Annotated in this window: 10 protein-coding genes; 6 read left to right on the plus strand and 4 right to left on the minus strand. The window is 48.1% G+C overall.

Features of this window, described 5'->3' with window-relative positions:
* Positions 1 to 2 precede the first annotated feature (2 nt).
* Complete coding sequence (gene radA / locus H164_RS0102690; RefSeq protein WP_019967189.1) at positions 3 to 1,385, minus strand: DNA repair protein RadA; 1,383 nt, start codon at positions 1,383 to 1,385, stop codon at positions 3 to 5.
* Between the two features lie 114 nt (positions 1,386 to 1,499).
* Here radA and H164_RS0102695 point away from each other — a divergent pair, with 114 nt between their 5' ends.
* The 3 genes from H164_RS0102695 (at position 1,500) to H164_RS0102705 (ending at position 6,636) form a co-directional block, all read left to right on the plus strand.
* Positions 1,500 to 2,414 carry an ABC transporter substrate-binding protein gene (locus H164_RS0102695; protein WP_025829705.1) on the plus strand — a complete coding sequence of 305 codons (915 nt, stop codon included), beginning with the start codon at positions 1,500 to 1,502 and terminating at the stop codon, positions 2,412 to 2,414.
* 75 nt (positions 2,415 to 2,489) lie between these two features.
* Positions 2,490 to 4,742, plus strand: a complete 2,253-nt coding sequence (locus tag H164_RS0102700) for a tetratricopeptide repeat protein (RefSeq protein ID WP_248616176.1) — start codon at positions 2,490 to 2,492, stop codon at positions 4,740 to 4,742.
* 397 nt (positions 4,743 to 5,139) lie between these two features.
* Entirely contained in the window at positions 5,140 to 6,636 is a 1,497-nt protein-coding gene (locus tag H164_RS0102705) for a xylulokinase (protein ID WP_019967192.1), read from the plus strand.
* Positions 6,637 to 6,800: 164 nt separating this feature from the next.
* Here H164_RS0102705 and uvrA read toward each other — a convergent pair whose 3' ends face one another.
* A complete protein-coding gene (uvrA, locus tag H164_RS0102710) occupies positions 6,801 to 9,635 on the minus strand; it encodes an excinuclease ABC subunit UvrA (RefSeq protein ID WP_025829704.1) in 2,835 nt (944 codons plus the stop codon).
* A gap of 153 nt (positions 9,636 to 9,788) precedes the next feature.
* The gene (locus tag H164_RS0102715) at positions 9,789 to 10,616 is read right to left on the minus strand and encodes a gliding motility-associated C-terminal domain-containing protein (protein WP_019967194.1); all 828 of its coding nucleotides are present in this window, start codon (positions 10,614 to 10,616) and stop codon (positions 9,789 to 9,791) included.
* A gap of 112 nt (positions 10,617 to 10,728) precedes the next feature.
* On the opposite strand from H164_RS0102715, the gene H164_RS0102720 reads away from it, so the two are divergent.
* The 3 genes from H164_RS0102720 to H164_RS0102730 are packed head-to-tail and all read left to right on the plus strand — an operon-like array spanning position 10,729 to position 14,198.
* Positions 10,729 to 11,859: an ABC transporter substrate-binding protein gene (locus H164_RS0102720; RefSeq protein ID WP_025829703.1), complete on the plus strand. Its 1,131-nt coding sequence runs from the start codon at positions 10,729 to 10,731 to the stop codon at positions 11,857 to 11,859.
* 9 nt (positions 11,860 to 11,868) lie between these two features.
* Positions 11,869 to 12,636 carry a porin family protein gene (locus H164_RS0102725; protein WP_019967196.1) on the plus strand — a complete coding sequence of 256 codons (768 nt, stop codon included), beginning with the start codon at positions 11,869 to 11,871 and terminating at the stop codon, positions 12,634 to 12,636.
* An 11-nt stretch (positions 12,637 to 12,647) separates the two neighbouring features.
* On the plus strand, positions 12,648 to 14,198 hold the full coding sequence (locus tag H164_RS0102730; RefSeq protein WP_019967197.1) for a peptide MFS transporter: 1,551 nt from the start codon (positions 12,648 to 12,650) through the stop codon (positions 14,196 to 14,198).
* Between the two features lie 594 nt (positions 14,199 to 14,792).
* Here the strand turns inward: H164_RS0102730 and H164_RS15660 are convergent.
* The gene (locus H164_RS15660) at positions 14,793 to 14,951 is read right to left on the minus strand and encodes a PG1828 family lipoprotein (RefSeq protein WP_019967198.1); all 159 of its coding nucleotides are present in this window, start codon (positions 14,949 to 14,951) and stop codon (positions 14,793 to 14,795) included.
* Positions 14,952 to 15,113: the final 162 nt, after the last annotated feature.

The raw sequence follows: 15,113 nt of genomic DNA on the forward strand, positions 1-15,113 counted from the left end.
ATTTATCCGAACAACGTTCTTAGTGCCTCTTCCACCTTCTTTACGGGGTGGAGCGCTATCTTATATTTACGTTTATCAAAGCCTTTCAGGTTATGTGCAGGTATGATCATGTGGGCGAAACCTAATTTCTCGGCTTCAGCAATGCGTTGATCAATGCGATTGACAGGGCGCACCTCACCACTCAGTCCGACTTCTCCGGCCATGCACCAACCGGCTTCTATCGCCGTATCGACATTGCTTGACAGAACAGCCGCTATCACACTAAGGTCCATAGCAAGGTCGGTCACGCGCAGTCCGCCGGCAATATTGATGAAAACATCCTTTTGCATGAGTTTGAAGCCAACGCGCTTTTCAAGCACGGCAAGCAGCATGTTGAGGCGTCGTTGGTCGAAACCCGTAGCAGAACGTTGCGGAGTTCCATACGCTGCCGACGACACCAAAGCTTGCGTTTCCACCAAGAATGGTCTTACACCCTCGATTGCCGAAGAGATAGCTATGCCCGAAAGTCCTTCGTAGTCTTGTGTCAATAAGAGTTCGGAAGGATTAGATACTTGCCTAAGTCCGTTTTGTTGCATTTCATAAATTCCAAGTTCCGATGTGCTCCCAAAACGGTTCTTGATAGAACGGAGAATCCGGTACATATAATGCTGGTCGCCTTCAAACTGAATGACCGTATCCACAATGTGCTCCAATATCTTTGGACCTGCCAATGTGCCTTCCTTGTTGATGTGCCCAATGAGAATTACAGGAATAGCGCTTGTTTTAGCAAAACGAAGCAAGGCTGCTGCACATTCGCGCACCTGAGTGATGCTTCCGGGGGAGCTTTCAACGTCCGAAGTGGAAATAGTCTGTATAGAATCAATAATCACAAGCTCGGGCTTCACCTCTTTTATATGGTCAAAGATATTTTCGAGTGAAGTCTCGCAAAGAACCATCACTTCACTGTTGCCCCCAATACGCTCGGCCCTCATCTTAATCTGCTGGGCACTTTCTTCCCCGCTCACATATAGAATACGGTGTTCGGTCATGTGAAGAATAGTCTGAAGCGTCAGTGTACTCTTGCCAATTCCCGGTTCACCACCAAGCAACACAATGCTTCCTGGAACCAAACCGCCACCCAGAACTCGATTTAATTCATCATCGTGCATGTCTATTCGCGGTTCATCTTTTGCAGAAATTTCACGAAGGTATAGAGGTTTGTTCTTGTTTGACAGACTGTTCCTGACGGCATGTGCAGCCGTTTTTGCAGCCATTGAACCCGTGTCATTGGCAATACGTATTTCCTTAAACGTGTTCCATTGGCCGCAACTGGGACATTTCCCAATCCATTTTGCCGATTCTTGTCCGCAGTTGCTGCACACGTATGCAATCTTATCCTTGGCCATTTCTATGTCTGCTTCTTGTTATATTTCCCACAAAAGTAACAATAAATTCTATAGTTCCAAAATTATTTGTTACTTTTGCATGGTTTAGAAACGGATATAAAACGTGTTTGAATGATGAAATTTCTAAGTCATAAAATATCCCTTTTTGCTTTGGTCTTACTCGTCTCTGCCTGTGGACAATCCTACGATGAGCAAAGAAGACTGTCACGTGCCGAGCGTCAACGGCTCTTTCGAGAAGACTCATTGGCCCTGAAAATAGCCGTTATGCCTACGCTTGATTGTCTTCCCTTGTATCTGATGAAAGACCACCAGCTTTATGATACGGCACGATTGGATTTGCGTCTGAAGTTCTTTACAGCCCAAATGGACTGTGATTCAGCTCTGTTAAATAAACGCGTAGAGGGTTCTATCAGTGACCTTGTACGCACGGAGCGAATGAAGAAGCGTGGCCTACAACTTGATTATCTCACCGCTACCAATGCCTATTGGCAACTATATTCCAATCGTAAATCACGCCTGAAACGACTCAATCAATTAGGGGATAAAATGATTGCCATGACTCGTTTCTCGGCAACCGACTATCTGACCGACCGCACGCTTGACACGGTCAAAACGCAGGCCCGCGTATATCGGGTACAATTCAATAATGTGTTCATTCGCTTAAACATGCTACTTAACAATGAGATTGATGCCCTTTGGCTTACGGAACCACAGGCAACTAAAGCCCGCATACTTGAAAATCCTATGCTACGTGACAGTCGTGATTTTAAAATATCGCTTGGGGTATTAGCCTTACGTCATGCTGGAGTGAGTGACAATCGGCGCAAGTTGCAACTTCGAGAGTTTGTAAAAGCATATAATAAGGCATGCGATTCTATTAATGAAAACGGGACAGTACACTATGCCGATTTACTTCGGAAGTATTGCAAGGCAGATGAAAGAACGATTTCTGCATTGCCAAAACTGAAGTTTCATCATGTAGCTAAACCGAGAGCGAAGGACATTCAAATCGCTTCTAACTTTCAATAACTTGTACTCATGCCTTCATCTCAAATTGAACTACAAGCTGTATTATCATTGATTCTTGAACAAAAGAATCTACCTTTGGCGTTAAAAAACATTCAATTGTTCATCAAACAAGTAGGACTCTCGCAGTTCGATACGCGCATCGAAGAGATAGCGTCGGGCTATCAACTCATGAAAGATTACATGTTGCGGGGCTATCAAGACGATATGCGCCCGCAACTTTATCATTCTATGCTAAGGCAACTCTACAGCATCGCGTTCGACGTAAGGGTCAAGCAGACCGTAATCAGCGGTGGTTATCATGGATTGGCAGAGCTGAGTGCACGTCACATCAATCTGTCTGACGGCGATATGCAACAAAAGCTGGAGGCCTACGTGCAGGACTTGGCCATGTTGTTGCTGGAGCCTGATACCGTCCGGAGCGAGAAAGAACGCACTTTGCGCAGGCAGCATCAGCACTACGTAGCTTCAGTCTTTGATGCCATCGTGGTTTCGTTCTATTGGAACGAAGCCGTCCATAGCGCTTTACTTCAACTTATACTCAGTCCAATGGTCGACTCTTTTGATGCCTTGACGCTCGTCTCTGCAGTGGCATTGAGCGGCATGAACGGCTTCGACCCTTGGCGCTTCAAATTGTTGTTGGCCGTATGGCAACAGACAGAAGACGAGGAACTGCGCCAAAGGGCCTTCGTGGGGTGGGCACTCATGGCCTGCACCGACGGCATGAGGCTTTTTGATGATGCTGCCGAACAGATGCTTTCCGTCCTCGAAACAGCAAATGCCGACGAGCTGCGCCGACAACTCTACGAGCTGCAATGCCAAATCTTCTATTGCAGCAGTGCCCGTCGCGACAACGAAAGCATACAGAAAGAGATTATCCCCAACCTGATAAAGGGGAAACAACTGAGGTTCGACCGTTTCGGAATCGAAGAAAACGAAGATTCTTTGGAGGATATCCTGCATCCCGACAAGGCAGAGCAGGAAATGGAACGCATTGAGGAGAGTATGAACCGCATGACAGAGATGCAGAAGCAGGGTGCCGACATCTATTTCGGAGGCTTCTCGCAGATGAAAAGGTTTCCGTTCTTCTCTTCGGTCAGCAATTGGTTCGTGCCGTTCTCAAAGCAAAATCCAGAGATTGCAGAAGTACTCAGCCAACTGGACAGCACAAAACTGATTGATGCGATGCTAAAAGGCGGGCTCTTTTGCAATTCCGACAAATATTCATTTAGCTTTGCCCTGAAGTCGGTCTATGAGCAGCTTCCGCCGAAAGTACGCGAGATGATGAACACCACCGACGGCATGATGTTGCTGGAAAGCGCCGAAGACATGAACAAACCGTCTTACAAACGACTGCAATATCTGCAAGACCTCTATCGCTTCTTTGAATTGAACCCTTACCGCGCAGAGTTCAGAAATCCTTTCTGGAACGACCATGTAACCCGCAACAGCCAATTCTTCCTGCACGACGCACTTCCTTTCGCGTCCTTTTACAAGGAAATCATCTCCCTGATGTCTTTTGCCGCGAAGCGGAAAGAATGGGCGTTCATGCGCGAACTGTCAGAGCGACATCGGCCAGACCGGCAGGAAACGCTTCACCTGCTGACCACGGACGTGGAGCGACTGCAACGTTATTATCGCCTGCAGAACACGCTTTCGTGCCATTTCCACGAATACGAACAGGCCCATCGCTATTGCCGCTCGCTCGTGATTGCCGGATTGGTTGCACACGAAGAGAGCCGTGTGAAAGCCGAAGCGGTGGCCTATGATGAGCAGACGCACTTGTTGAAGCTCGACAGCGAACCCTTGGATTTAGGTTTCGCCACCGAAAGAGATTTGCGAAGCTATGCCTCGACCGCTTTGAGAGCCACACTTTTCGAAGAGGCCGCCCGTGTCTATCAAGCGCTTTTTGAGGCCACCGGCAACAACCGTTACCGCTGGCACCATGCCCTGGCACTGATGAACATGGGGCGCGTGGAAGAGACGCTCTCGCTCCTTTACCCTTTGGACATGGAAGAAGTGAACATTCCCGTGAAGCGCACGATAGCGTGGGCCTTGCTGCTCCGACGCAAGCCCGACCAAGCCGAGCGTTATTACGAAGCGATATTGTCGTCGGACGCCGTCATCACCGAGGACTATTTGAACGCCGGCTACAGCAAGTGGTTCTTGAACAAGAATAACGAAGCGGTCGTCCTGTTCAAGAATTGGCTTGCGCAGCAGTCCACGGAAACCATATCCTCGGTCTTCGGGCAAGACCACCGTCTGCTCGAAGACAACGGCATCGGCACGATAGACCGTATGTTGATAGAAGACCTCGTAGGTTCGGAATAATCCCCTTCACACTTTGTTTGAATCGAAAGAGAGATTGCTGTCGTGGCAGTCTCAAAGCGGTTGCGTTGCCCAGCGCAATAGGAGAAACATGCCAGCCTCCTATAGGAAAGGTACAGTCCCGCCATGGTGGGAAACAATTCCCGCCATGGTGAGACTACATTCCCACCATGGCGGGAACGTTATTAGATAAGTATCTCTTCGATAGGAAATAGGTATCTCTTGGGCAATAGATACGTTGGGCGTTCGTATGATGTAGCCTTATAATCCGCCCGATGTTGCTTATCAATCGTCGGAAATCAGTATAGGCAATAGGGGGAAATCATGCTTTGTCCGTATTCTATATAGAAAGATAAAAGAAATTCTATATAGAACGACAAAAGCACTAAATCTTAACGAAATGAACGGAAAATACTTATTGGGGTTTGATGTCGGCAGCAGTTCTGTCAAGGCATCTTTGGTAGACATCGAGCGCGGAGACATTGCGGCATCGGCCTTCTATCCGGAAAAAGAGGCGCCCATCGTGGCCGTAAGGACGGGCTGGGCAGAACAAGACCCGCAGATGTGGTGGGACAATGCGAAGCTCGCGCTGAGGAAAATCATGCAGCAAGCCGGTGCCAAGGGCGAAGACATCGCGGCCATCGGCATCTCTTATCAGATGCACGGGCTGGTGTGTGTGGACAAGAACCAAAAAGTGTTGCGGCCGAGCATCATCTGGTGCGACTCGCGTGCGGTGGCTTACGGTGAGCGCGCATTCAACGAACTGGGCAAGGAACGTTGCCTGACGCATTTGCTTAACTCGCCCGGCAATTTCACGGCCGCCAAATTGGCTTGGGTGAAAGAGAACGAACCGGAACTATTCAGGCAGATTGACAAGGTGATGCTGCCCGGCGACTATATCGCCATGAAGCTCACGGGTGAAGCGCAGACGACGATCAGTGGCCTTTCCGAAGGGATGATGTGGGACTTCAAGGCCAAGAGGCCGGCCAAGTTCCTCTTGGATTATTTCGGCTTTGAAGACAGCTTGTTGGCAGAGGTTGTTCCAACGTTCGGCATTCAGAGTGTGGTTTCCGAAGAGGCGGCGCAGGAGTTGGGCCTGAAGGCGGGGACGCCCATCGGCTATCGTGCGGGCGACCAGCCCAACAATGCCGTCAGCCTGAACGTGTTCAATCCAGGAGAGATAGCAAGTACGGCGGGCACGTCGGGTGTTGTGTATGGTGTTTTGGGCGACGTGAATTACGATCCCGAGAGTCGTGTGAACACCTTCGCGCATGCCAACTATACGACTGCGACGGACAGGCTGGGCGTGCTTCTCTGCATCAATGGCACCGGTATTCTCAATGCCTGGATGCATCGCAATATCACGTCGGACCTCAGCTACTCGGAGATGAACGACTTGGCAGCAAGCGTTCCTGTGGGCAGCGAGGGCGTCAAGATTATTCCGTTCGGGAACGGCGCGGAACGTGTGCTCGGGAATAAGGAAGTGGGCTGCTCTGTCCATGGCGTGAACTTCAACAAGCATGGCCGTACCCATCTTGCAAGGGCAGCCCAAGAGGGCATCGTCTTCAGTTTCTGCTACGGAATGGAAATCATGCAGCAGATGGGAATGGAACTGAACAAGATACATGCAGGCAGGGCCAACATGTTCTTGAGTCCGCTGTTCAGGGAGACTTTGGCCAATGTCAGTGGCGCGACTATCGAACTGTATGAGACGGACGGAAGTGTCGGTGCCGCAAAAGGCGCGGGCATCGGCGCGGGCATATACAAAGACCACGACGAAGCCTTCTCGACATTAAAGAGATTGGCTATCATAGCGCCCGAAGAAAGCAAGCGCGAAGAATATATCGAGGCCTATCGCGAATGGAAAAACATACTTGAGAAGAGCCTTTCTCGATAACATCCCCCTCTAATTTAAAAGAGAGACGGCTCGGAATGAAATTAGACGCGGCACAGAATGAAAAAACATCCCCATCTTTTTCCAATCAGATGGGGATGTCTTCTTGCTCTATGTATTTCCAAATATGAACGCCGACCGTTCCGGTTCCTTTAGACACATGGATTTTAGGAGGAGCGTTTCAGGCTCTTCGCAAGGTATTTCATGGTATAACCCTGCTGGCTGCGTACAATCTCCTCGGGCGTTCCCGTGGCAAGAATGGTGCCGCCACCACGGCCGCCTTCGGGTCCTACGTCGATGACGTGGTCGGCCAACTTGATGACGTCCATGTTGTGCTCAATGATGATTACGGTGTTGCCGCGGTCGGTGAGCCGTCGGAGCACGTCCATCAAGATGCGGATATCCTCGAAGTGGAGGCCCGTGGTGGGCTCGTCGAGGATATAAAGCGTGCGGCCCGTGTCGCGTTTGGCTAATTCGGTGGCCAGTTTCACGCGTTGACTCTCGCCGCCCGACAGCGTAGTCGAGCTCTGACCAAGTTTGATATAACCCAAGCCAACGTCTTGCAAGGTTTTGATTTTCGGCAGAATGGACGGTATGTTCTCGAAGAACTCCACGGCTTGATTGATGGTCATGTCGAGCACGTCGGCTATAGATTTCCCCTTGAAGCGCACTTCAAGCGTTTCGCGGTTGTAGCGTTTGCCGTGGCACACCTCGCAAGGTATCATCACGTCGGGCAGGAAGTTCATTTCGATGGTTTTATAGCCGTTGCCACCGCAGGCCTCGCACCGGCCACCTTTCACGTTGAAAGAGAAGCGCCCCGGCTTGTAGCCGCGTATCTTGGCTTCGGGCAGGTTGACAAAGAGGCTGCGGATATCGCTGAAGACACCCGTGTAGGTGGCCGGATTGCTTCGCGGCGTGCGGCCGATAGGGCTTTGGTCTACGTTGACTACCTTATCTATATTGTCCACGCCCTCGACCCTGTCATAGGGCATAGGCTTCTTGAGCGAACGGTAGAAATGTTGAGAGAGAATGGGCTGTAGCGTCTCATTGACGAGAGTCGACTTACCCGACCCCGACACACCCGTGACGACAATCAGCTTGCCCAGTGGAAAGTCCACGTCGACATGCTTTAGGTTGTTTCCCTTTGCCCCGAAAATCCGAATATACTTGCCGTTCCCCTTGCGACGCTCGGACGGAACATCAATCCTCCGGTCGCCATTGAGGTAATCGGCCGTGATGGTGTGACTCTTGAGCATCTCCTTAGGCGTTCCCTGAAAGACTACCTCTCCACCCTTCCGGCCAGCCTTCGGTCCGATATCGATAATCCAATCGGCGGCGCGCATCATGTCTTCGTCGTGCTCCACGACAATGACCGTATTACCCAAATCGCGCAGTTCCTTCAGGGAGCGTATCAGCCTATCGTTGTCGCGCTGGTGCAGACCGATGCTCGGCTCGTCGAGAATATAGAGTACGTTGACGAGCTGGCTTCCGATTTGCGTAGCTAGTCGGATACGCTGGCTCTCACCGCCCGACAGCGTGGCACTTTGTCGGTTGAGCGAGAGATAGTCCAAGCCCACTTCAAGGAGAAAGTTCACCCGAGTGCGGATTTCCTTAAGTATCTCGCCGGCAATCTTCCGCTGCTGCGGTTCCATGTGCTCTTCCACATGCTCGAGCCATTCTTTGAGGTCGTTGATGTCGAGGTCGGCCACCTCTGTGATATTCTTGTCCCATATGCGATAAGAGCGCGCTTCTTGGTTGAGCCGTTGCCCTTTGCATTCCGGGCAGACCGCGGTGCCTAAGAACTGGTCGGCCCACTTCTTTCCCGCAGCCGAATCATCGCTCTCCATCACCGTCTGCAGATACTTGACGATGCCATCGAAAGCAACGAAGTAGTCTGATGAAGTATGAATGAGCTTCCGGTCTATTTTCACGTTCTCCAGACTGCCATACAAGATTTCGTCGACGGCTTCTTGCGGAATATCCTTGAAAGGCGTCTTGAGGTCACAGTCGTATTTCCTGAGGATAGCGTCAATCTGCCAGAAGATCATTTGGTTTTTATATTTCCCCAACGGAACGATAGCTCCGTCATGAATATTCATCTTGGCATCGGGAATCACTCTTTTGAGGTCGATTTCGCTGACATAACCCAACCCTTTACAACGCGTGCAGGCTCCCTCCGGAGAATTGAACGAGAAGATATTGGGAGCAGGGTCTTTGTAGGAGACGCCAGAAGTGGGACACATAAGTCGCTTAGAGAAGAACTTGCCTTCGTCGCTATCCTTGTCAAGCACCATGATGAGACCTTCGCCCTGTTTCATGGCCTCTTGAACGCTCTTGGTCAGTCGTTCATGCGAGACATCTTCAACGAGCATCTTGTCAACCACCACCTCTATATTATGGTTCTTATAGCGGTCGGTCTTCATTCCCCGTGTGATTTCCTTGATTTCTCCATCCACCCGGATATAGATATAGCCTTTACGTCGCATGCTCTCGAAGAGTTCGCGATAGTGGCCTTTTCGGTTTCTGATGAGCGGTGCAAGGATATAGATTCGCTTTCCGACATAACCGTGGGTAATCATTTCGATGACATTCTCCTCGGTGAACTTCACCATCTTCTCTCCCGTGACATAGCTGTAGGCAGTCCCTGCACGTGCATACAGAAGGCGCAGATAGTCATAAATCTCCGTCGTCGTGCCCACGGTAGAACGCGGATTCCGGTTCGTCGTCTTCTGCTCAATGCTGATAACGGGGCTCAAGCCGGTTATCTTATCAACGTCAGGCCGTTCCATGTTTCCAAGAAAATTCCGGGCATAGGCCGAGAACGTCTCGATGTATCGGCGTTGCCCCTCGGCAAATAGGGTGTCGAACGCCAAGGAAGATTTACCGGAGCCCGAAAGGCCCGTTATCACTGTCAGCGAGTTGCGAGGGATTTCAACGTCAATGTTCTTCAGATTGTGCACGCGTGCTCCCCACACATTTATCTTTTTATCTTCTCTTTCCATTTCCATAAGGAAGTCTTTTGCTTGTTTATAAAGTCGTTTCTTACCTGTTCACCCTATTGCCAGTGCCAGTCTCTGCCGATTGAAAGGCAACATTACACGAACGTCCTACGTATCTATTGCCCAAGAGATACCTATCTCCTATCGAAGAGATACCTATCTTATTGGTTTCCCAACGTGTTGGGAAAGCACCATTCCTATAGGAAGGTGATACGTCTCCCCTATTGTGCTGGGCAATGCAACCGCATATTCGTCATGTCCGCTGCCAACTTCCACGCGATTCTCAACCGCAGCCCTGCCATATCCGGCTGCTACCGTGTGATTCCTCAAAAGGTTTATATCCCGTTTGATGGAATAACGCTTCCCGTCGGCCCCGAGGGCTTCTACCACGACATAGTAGACGCCTTGCGCCACATCTTTGCCGTGAAACTTACCGTCCCAACCGCCGTCTATGCTGTCCCATTCATAGAGTTTCTGTCCCCAACGGTTGTAAATCTTGGCATGGAACTCTATAATGCTGCGGCTGCTTGATTTCACTTTATAGACATCGTTGATACCGTCTCCGTTCGGAGAAAACGCATTGGGAAGTTCGAGCCTGCTCTCAAACAGAGAGACGGTTATAGGACTGTATTCGTGTATGATGGTGTCATTCCCGCTGATGAACGTCGCACGAAGAATGACCCGGTGATTGCCCGAACGGTCAAATGTATATTGCGTGTCTTCCTCGTATCTTTGCAGATAAGGCTTTACTTCATTTCCATGGAAGAACCGCCACTCATAGTAAGCCGTCCAACCGACAATGTCTTGCGGATTGGCTTTGAACAAGGCCGTCACCGGAGCCGGACCTTCGAAGCTGTCTTGATGTTCATTTCCTGCCGCATCTTTGAAAACTGCGCTTGGCGAAGCATTCGGAGTAGTGTCAGCCAAGGCAAAGCTGCAACCCAGCACCTGCAGGAAGAGCAGGATTAAAATCTTTACTTTCATCTCTTTGTCGCTATAATTGTGCAAAGTTACTAAAAAGAAAACACACCGAATGTGATGTAATGACATATTTTTTTGTATTTTTGCAGTTGAAAAATTAATAAATCCCTAAATGATGATATCTTTCTTTCGGTATATTTTGTTTTGTCTATGCGTCTTTTTAAGTACGTCTACAGCTACGGCTGATAACAAAAACCATGTTTCCATAGGCGTCATGCTACCCTTGCATCAAGCAGATGGCGACGGAAAGCGAATGACGGAATATTACCGAGGCATGCTGATGGCTTTCGACCAACTGAAATCCGAAGGCTATAGTATTGATGTGCATGCATGGAATGTGAATGCCGATGCCGATATCAGGACTACGTTGCTTGATGAGCATACGGCAAAGTGTGACATTATTTTCGGCCCGCTATATAGTAAACAGGTGAAGCCTTTGGCGGATTTCTGTCAGTCGAAAAACATTCGGTTGGTAATACCTTTCTCTATTTCTGACACCGACATCGCCTCCAACAAGAGCATCTTTCAGGTTTATCAAGACGACACAAGACTGTTGAATGCTACACTCAATGCCTTTTTGGAACGATTTAGCAAGTGTCATCCTGTGTTTGTCGACTGCAATGATGCCTCCAGCAGGAAAGGAGTTTTTACGATGGCGCTGCGCAGGCAACTCGAAGCAAAGGGCATCGCATATAATGTAACTAATCTGAAGTCAGATGACGAGGCTTTCGCCAAAGCCTTTACCAAAGAAAAGACGAATGTTGTTATCCTAAATACGGCACGCTCTCCGGAATTGAATGAGGCCTTTACAAAGCTGGAGCGTTTCGATCAGTTGCGCCCGGGAACACCAATCAGCATGTTCGGTTATACGGAGTGGCTGATGTATGCACCATACGACTTCAATCATTTCTGTAAATACGACACCTATATCCCGACAACATTCTACTATAATGCTTCGTCGACAGCGACGACAGCCTTGGAAAAAAGCTATCGCAGTTGGTTCCATGAACCGATGCAACAAGCCTTGCCCCGCTTTGCAATAACAGGCTATGACCATGCTCAGTTCTTTGTGCGTGGGTATGCAAAATACGGACGAAAGTTTCTTGGCAGCAAGTGGCAACAGGTTTACAAGTTCTTGCAATCTCCATTAAAGTTCGAACCTGTGGAAAAGGGCGGACGTATCAACTCGAGTTTCCAGCTGATACATTATCTTTATAATGGAAACATAGAGAGCATAGCCTATTAAAGAGTTTGTATGAAACTAAAAAACAAAATAATATGTTGTCTGCTTCTTGCCGGATGCGGCGTGTTGCGTGTAGAGGCACAGATAGGCGAACATCGCAATGACTTTTCCGTAGGGTTCAATGCCGGCTATGTGCTAAGTAGTGTGGGCTTCGTTCCCAAAGTCAATCAGAAGCAACACAGCGGAATCACAGGGGGATTGTCGTTAAGTTATAAGAGTGAGAAATATTTCTCGACCATTTGTTCTATTCTGACAGAAGTGAACTATGCCCAGTTGGGTTGGAAAGAAGATATCCTTGACAACAAAGACCAACCTGTTATCAATGCATTGACAGGACAGGCCGAACACTACAGCCGCACCATTGACTATATCCAAGTACCGGTCTTTGCGCATCTTGCATGGGGAAAGGAATATAAGGGAGCCAATTTCTTTGTGAATTTAGGTCCTCAGTTTGGTTATATGCTCCGTGAAAGCACCGATATGAACTTTACTTTTGACCAACGCAACATGCAAGATCGTGTGAATCCCGTGGTGGCTCAAGACACAATGGCAGTCAGTAAGAAGTTCGATTACGGCATAGCCGTTGGACTTGGTTTGGCGTATAGCCATCCCAAGATGGGCCATTTTCTATTGGAAGCCCGATATTATTACGGTCTTGCCAATATCTACGGCTCGTCAAAGCGCGACTATTTTTCAAAGTCCAACCATGGAAATATCGTTATCAAAGCCGCTTATCTTTTTAACATCACACGCACTAAAAGAAAGAATAATCATCAATAAATATATCTACTATGTTTGAAAATCAACCAAAAGGCCTGTATGCCTTAGCTCTTGCCAACACCGGTGAGCGTTTTGGTTACTATACCATGTTAGCCATCTTCGCTTTATTTATGCAAGCCAAGTTCGGATGGACAGAATCTCAGGCCGGACAAGTGTATGCCATATTCCTTGCCGTGGTCTACTTTGCACCGCTCCTTGGCGGGATAATCGCTGATAAGATAGGCTATGGGAAGTGTGTCACCATTGGTTTTGTCACAATGTTCCTTGGTTACCTTGGGCTGGCTATTCCCACGGGTGCCGACGAAGCCGGAAAGATTGCAATGTTTGCCGGTTTAACCTGCGTGTCGTTGGGAACGGGGCTGTTCAAGGGAAACCTTCAAGTGCTTGTCGGCAACCTCTACGACAACCCGAAGTATTCAAGTAGTCGTGATTCGGCGTTCAGCCTTTTCTATATGGCCATCAACATCGGCGCCATGTTCGCTCCCTCCATGGCCAAATGGATTACTAATCTCTATTTGGGTCAGTATGGTTTTGTCTACGATGCAGGCAATTTCGACCCCGCTTACCTCAAAGTATTGTATGGTGCCTATGGGCTTTGCTTTGGCGTGGCATGTGTGTCGTTACTTCTTTCGGCCGGAATTTACTTTGCATGCCGCAATTGGTTCAAACATGCCGATGTGACAGCAAAACAGGCAGAAGCCTCCAATCAGAAAGTTGAAGAGCTTACGCCCAAGCAGACCCAAGACCGTATTGTGGCTTTGCTGCTCGTCTTTGCAGTGGTTATCTTTTTCTGGATGGCTTTCCATCAGAACGGTTCTGCCCTGACCTTCTTCGCCAAGAAATATACGAATTTAGAGATTTACGGTTCAATGCGTATATGGTTCAATATTTTCAGTCTCGCATTGATAGCACTTTCCGTCTATACGGGTTTCGGCGCCTTGCAATCAAAGACTATGAAGGGCAAGGCTATTTGCGGATTTGCAACCTTGATAGCATGGGGAGGTGCCGCGGCACTTTTCTTGGGCATGGACAATCCGACAATGTCCCAACCCTCCGATTTCCAGCAGTTCAATCCATTCTTCGTAGTTGCATTGACGCCGTTCAGCATGCTTTTCTTCGGCCTTCTCGCCAATAAGAGACACGAAGTGAGTGCACCCGCCCGCATAGCATGGGGCATGCTGGTAGCCGCCCTTGGTTTTGCGGTAATAACCATGGCTTCCACAGGACTTATTTCTCCGATGGACTTAGGCGACAAGACGCAGAGCATTCTGTCGCCAAGCTGGCTGATTTCCACTTATTTCACGTTGACCTTAGCCGAATTACTACTGTCTCCGATGGGCATTTCCTTTGTCAGCAAAGTTGCTCCGCCGAAGTATAAAGGGCTAATGATGGGCGGTTGGTTCGTAGCCACCGCCATAGGCAACTATTTGAGTTCGATACCTTCGATGCTTTGGAACCGCATTCCGTTGATGTATAATTGGAGTATCCTAATAGCTCTTTGTCTCATCAGTGCCATCGTGATGTTTGCCTTGCTGAAGAAACTCAATAAAATGACGGCCTGATGATATAAAAAGGGGAGCTTTCTATCCTCCCCGTGTATTTCTTCCCGTATTCCCGTAAATTTTCTCCCGTATATAAATTTATTTTCATACGGGAGAAAATTTATTTCTTCCCGCAAGAAAAATTATTTCTTCCCGCAAAGAAATTTATTTCTTCCCGCAAGGAAATTTTCTCTCTCCCGCAAAGACGTTTGTTTTTGTGACTAATCTCAGCCATTTTGCGACGCGATGTCAGTCATATTGAACGGTGAAATAGCTGAGATTACAAGGTAAAATGGCTGAGGTTGAAGTGTGATATGGCTGAATCGCATCGTGATATCAAGAAAATAAGAACGATAATAGAATGAAACAGATTTAGGTGTAATGGACATTTGGTAGGCCAGATTAGCCAGCTTACCAAATGCCCATTACGCCGCCCTTAACTTTTATATGCGGAAAATGTTTACCGGACAGCAATAGTTTCGATTACATCAAATAAGGAAAAGCATACTTTCTTATAAGGTGTACTAAAAAAGTAAACAGATAAAAAGGAATAAAAAACCGCTGAACCTTTTACAGTTCAGCGGCAATCTCTCATTTTTCAGTTCGATTTGCAAATTACTTTGCAGTGTCAGCAGCAGCAGTATCAGCAGCAGCGGTATCAACCTGAGCAACAGAGTCAGAGTCATTGTTGCCTGCAGGAGTTGTAGTTTTGTTACCACAAGATGCGAAAGAGATAGCTGCAACAGCTACGAACATTAAAACTAATTTCTTCATTTTCTTTGCTTTTTAAATCTGTAAAACAATCATTTGTTAATTAAAACGATGCAAAGATAAGTATTTTTTCAATATATCAATCATGTTTTAACGACTTTTTTTTGTTGTTTTTGTAACTTTTCATTAATCATCTTATAATCAACAACTTACAGATATTAAATT

It is taken from the genome of Segatella maculosa DSM 19339 = JCM 15638 (assembly GCF_000382385.1).
In the GTDB taxonomy this organism is placed as follows: Bacteria; Bacteroidota; Bacteroidia; order Bacteroidales; family Bacteroidaceae; genus Prevotella; species Prevotella maculosa.

Coding starts and splice junctions, on each gene's coding strand:
- H164_RS0102725 (WP_019967196.1), top strand. CDS start 11,869: ATGAAACTAAAAAACAAAATAATATGTTGTCTGCTTCTTGCCGGATGC.
- H164_RS0102715 (WP_019967194.1), bottom strand. CDS start 10,616: ATGAAAGTAAAGATTTTAATCCTGCTCTTCCTGCAGGTGCTGGGTTGC.
- uvrA (WP_025829704.1), bottom strand. CDS start 9,635: ATGGAAAGAGAAGATAAAAAGATAAATGTGTGGGGAGCACGCGTGCAC.
- H164_RS15660 (WP_019967198.1), bottom strand. CDS start 14,951: ATGAAGAAATTAGTTTTAATGTTCGTAGCTGTTGCAGCTATCTCTTTC.
- radA (WP_019967189.1), bottom strand. CDS start 1,385: ATGGCCAAGGATAAGATTGCATACGTGTGCAGCAACTGCGGACAAGAA.
- H164_RS0102705 (WP_019967192.1), top strand. CDS start 5,140: ATGAACGGAAAATACTTATTGGGGTTTGATGTCGGCAGCAGTTCTGTC.
- H164_RS0102730 (WP_019967197.1), top strand. CDS start 12,648: ATGTTTGAAAATCAACCAAAAGGCCTGTATGCCTTAGCTCTTGCCAAC.
- H164_RS0102720 (WP_025829703.1), top strand. CDS start 10,729: ATGATATCTTTCTTTCGGTATATTTTGTTTTGTCTATGCGTCTTTTTA.
- H164_RS0102695 (WP_025829705.1), top strand. CDS start 1,500: ATGAAATTTCTAAGTCATAAAATATCCCTTTTTGCTTTGGTCTTACTC.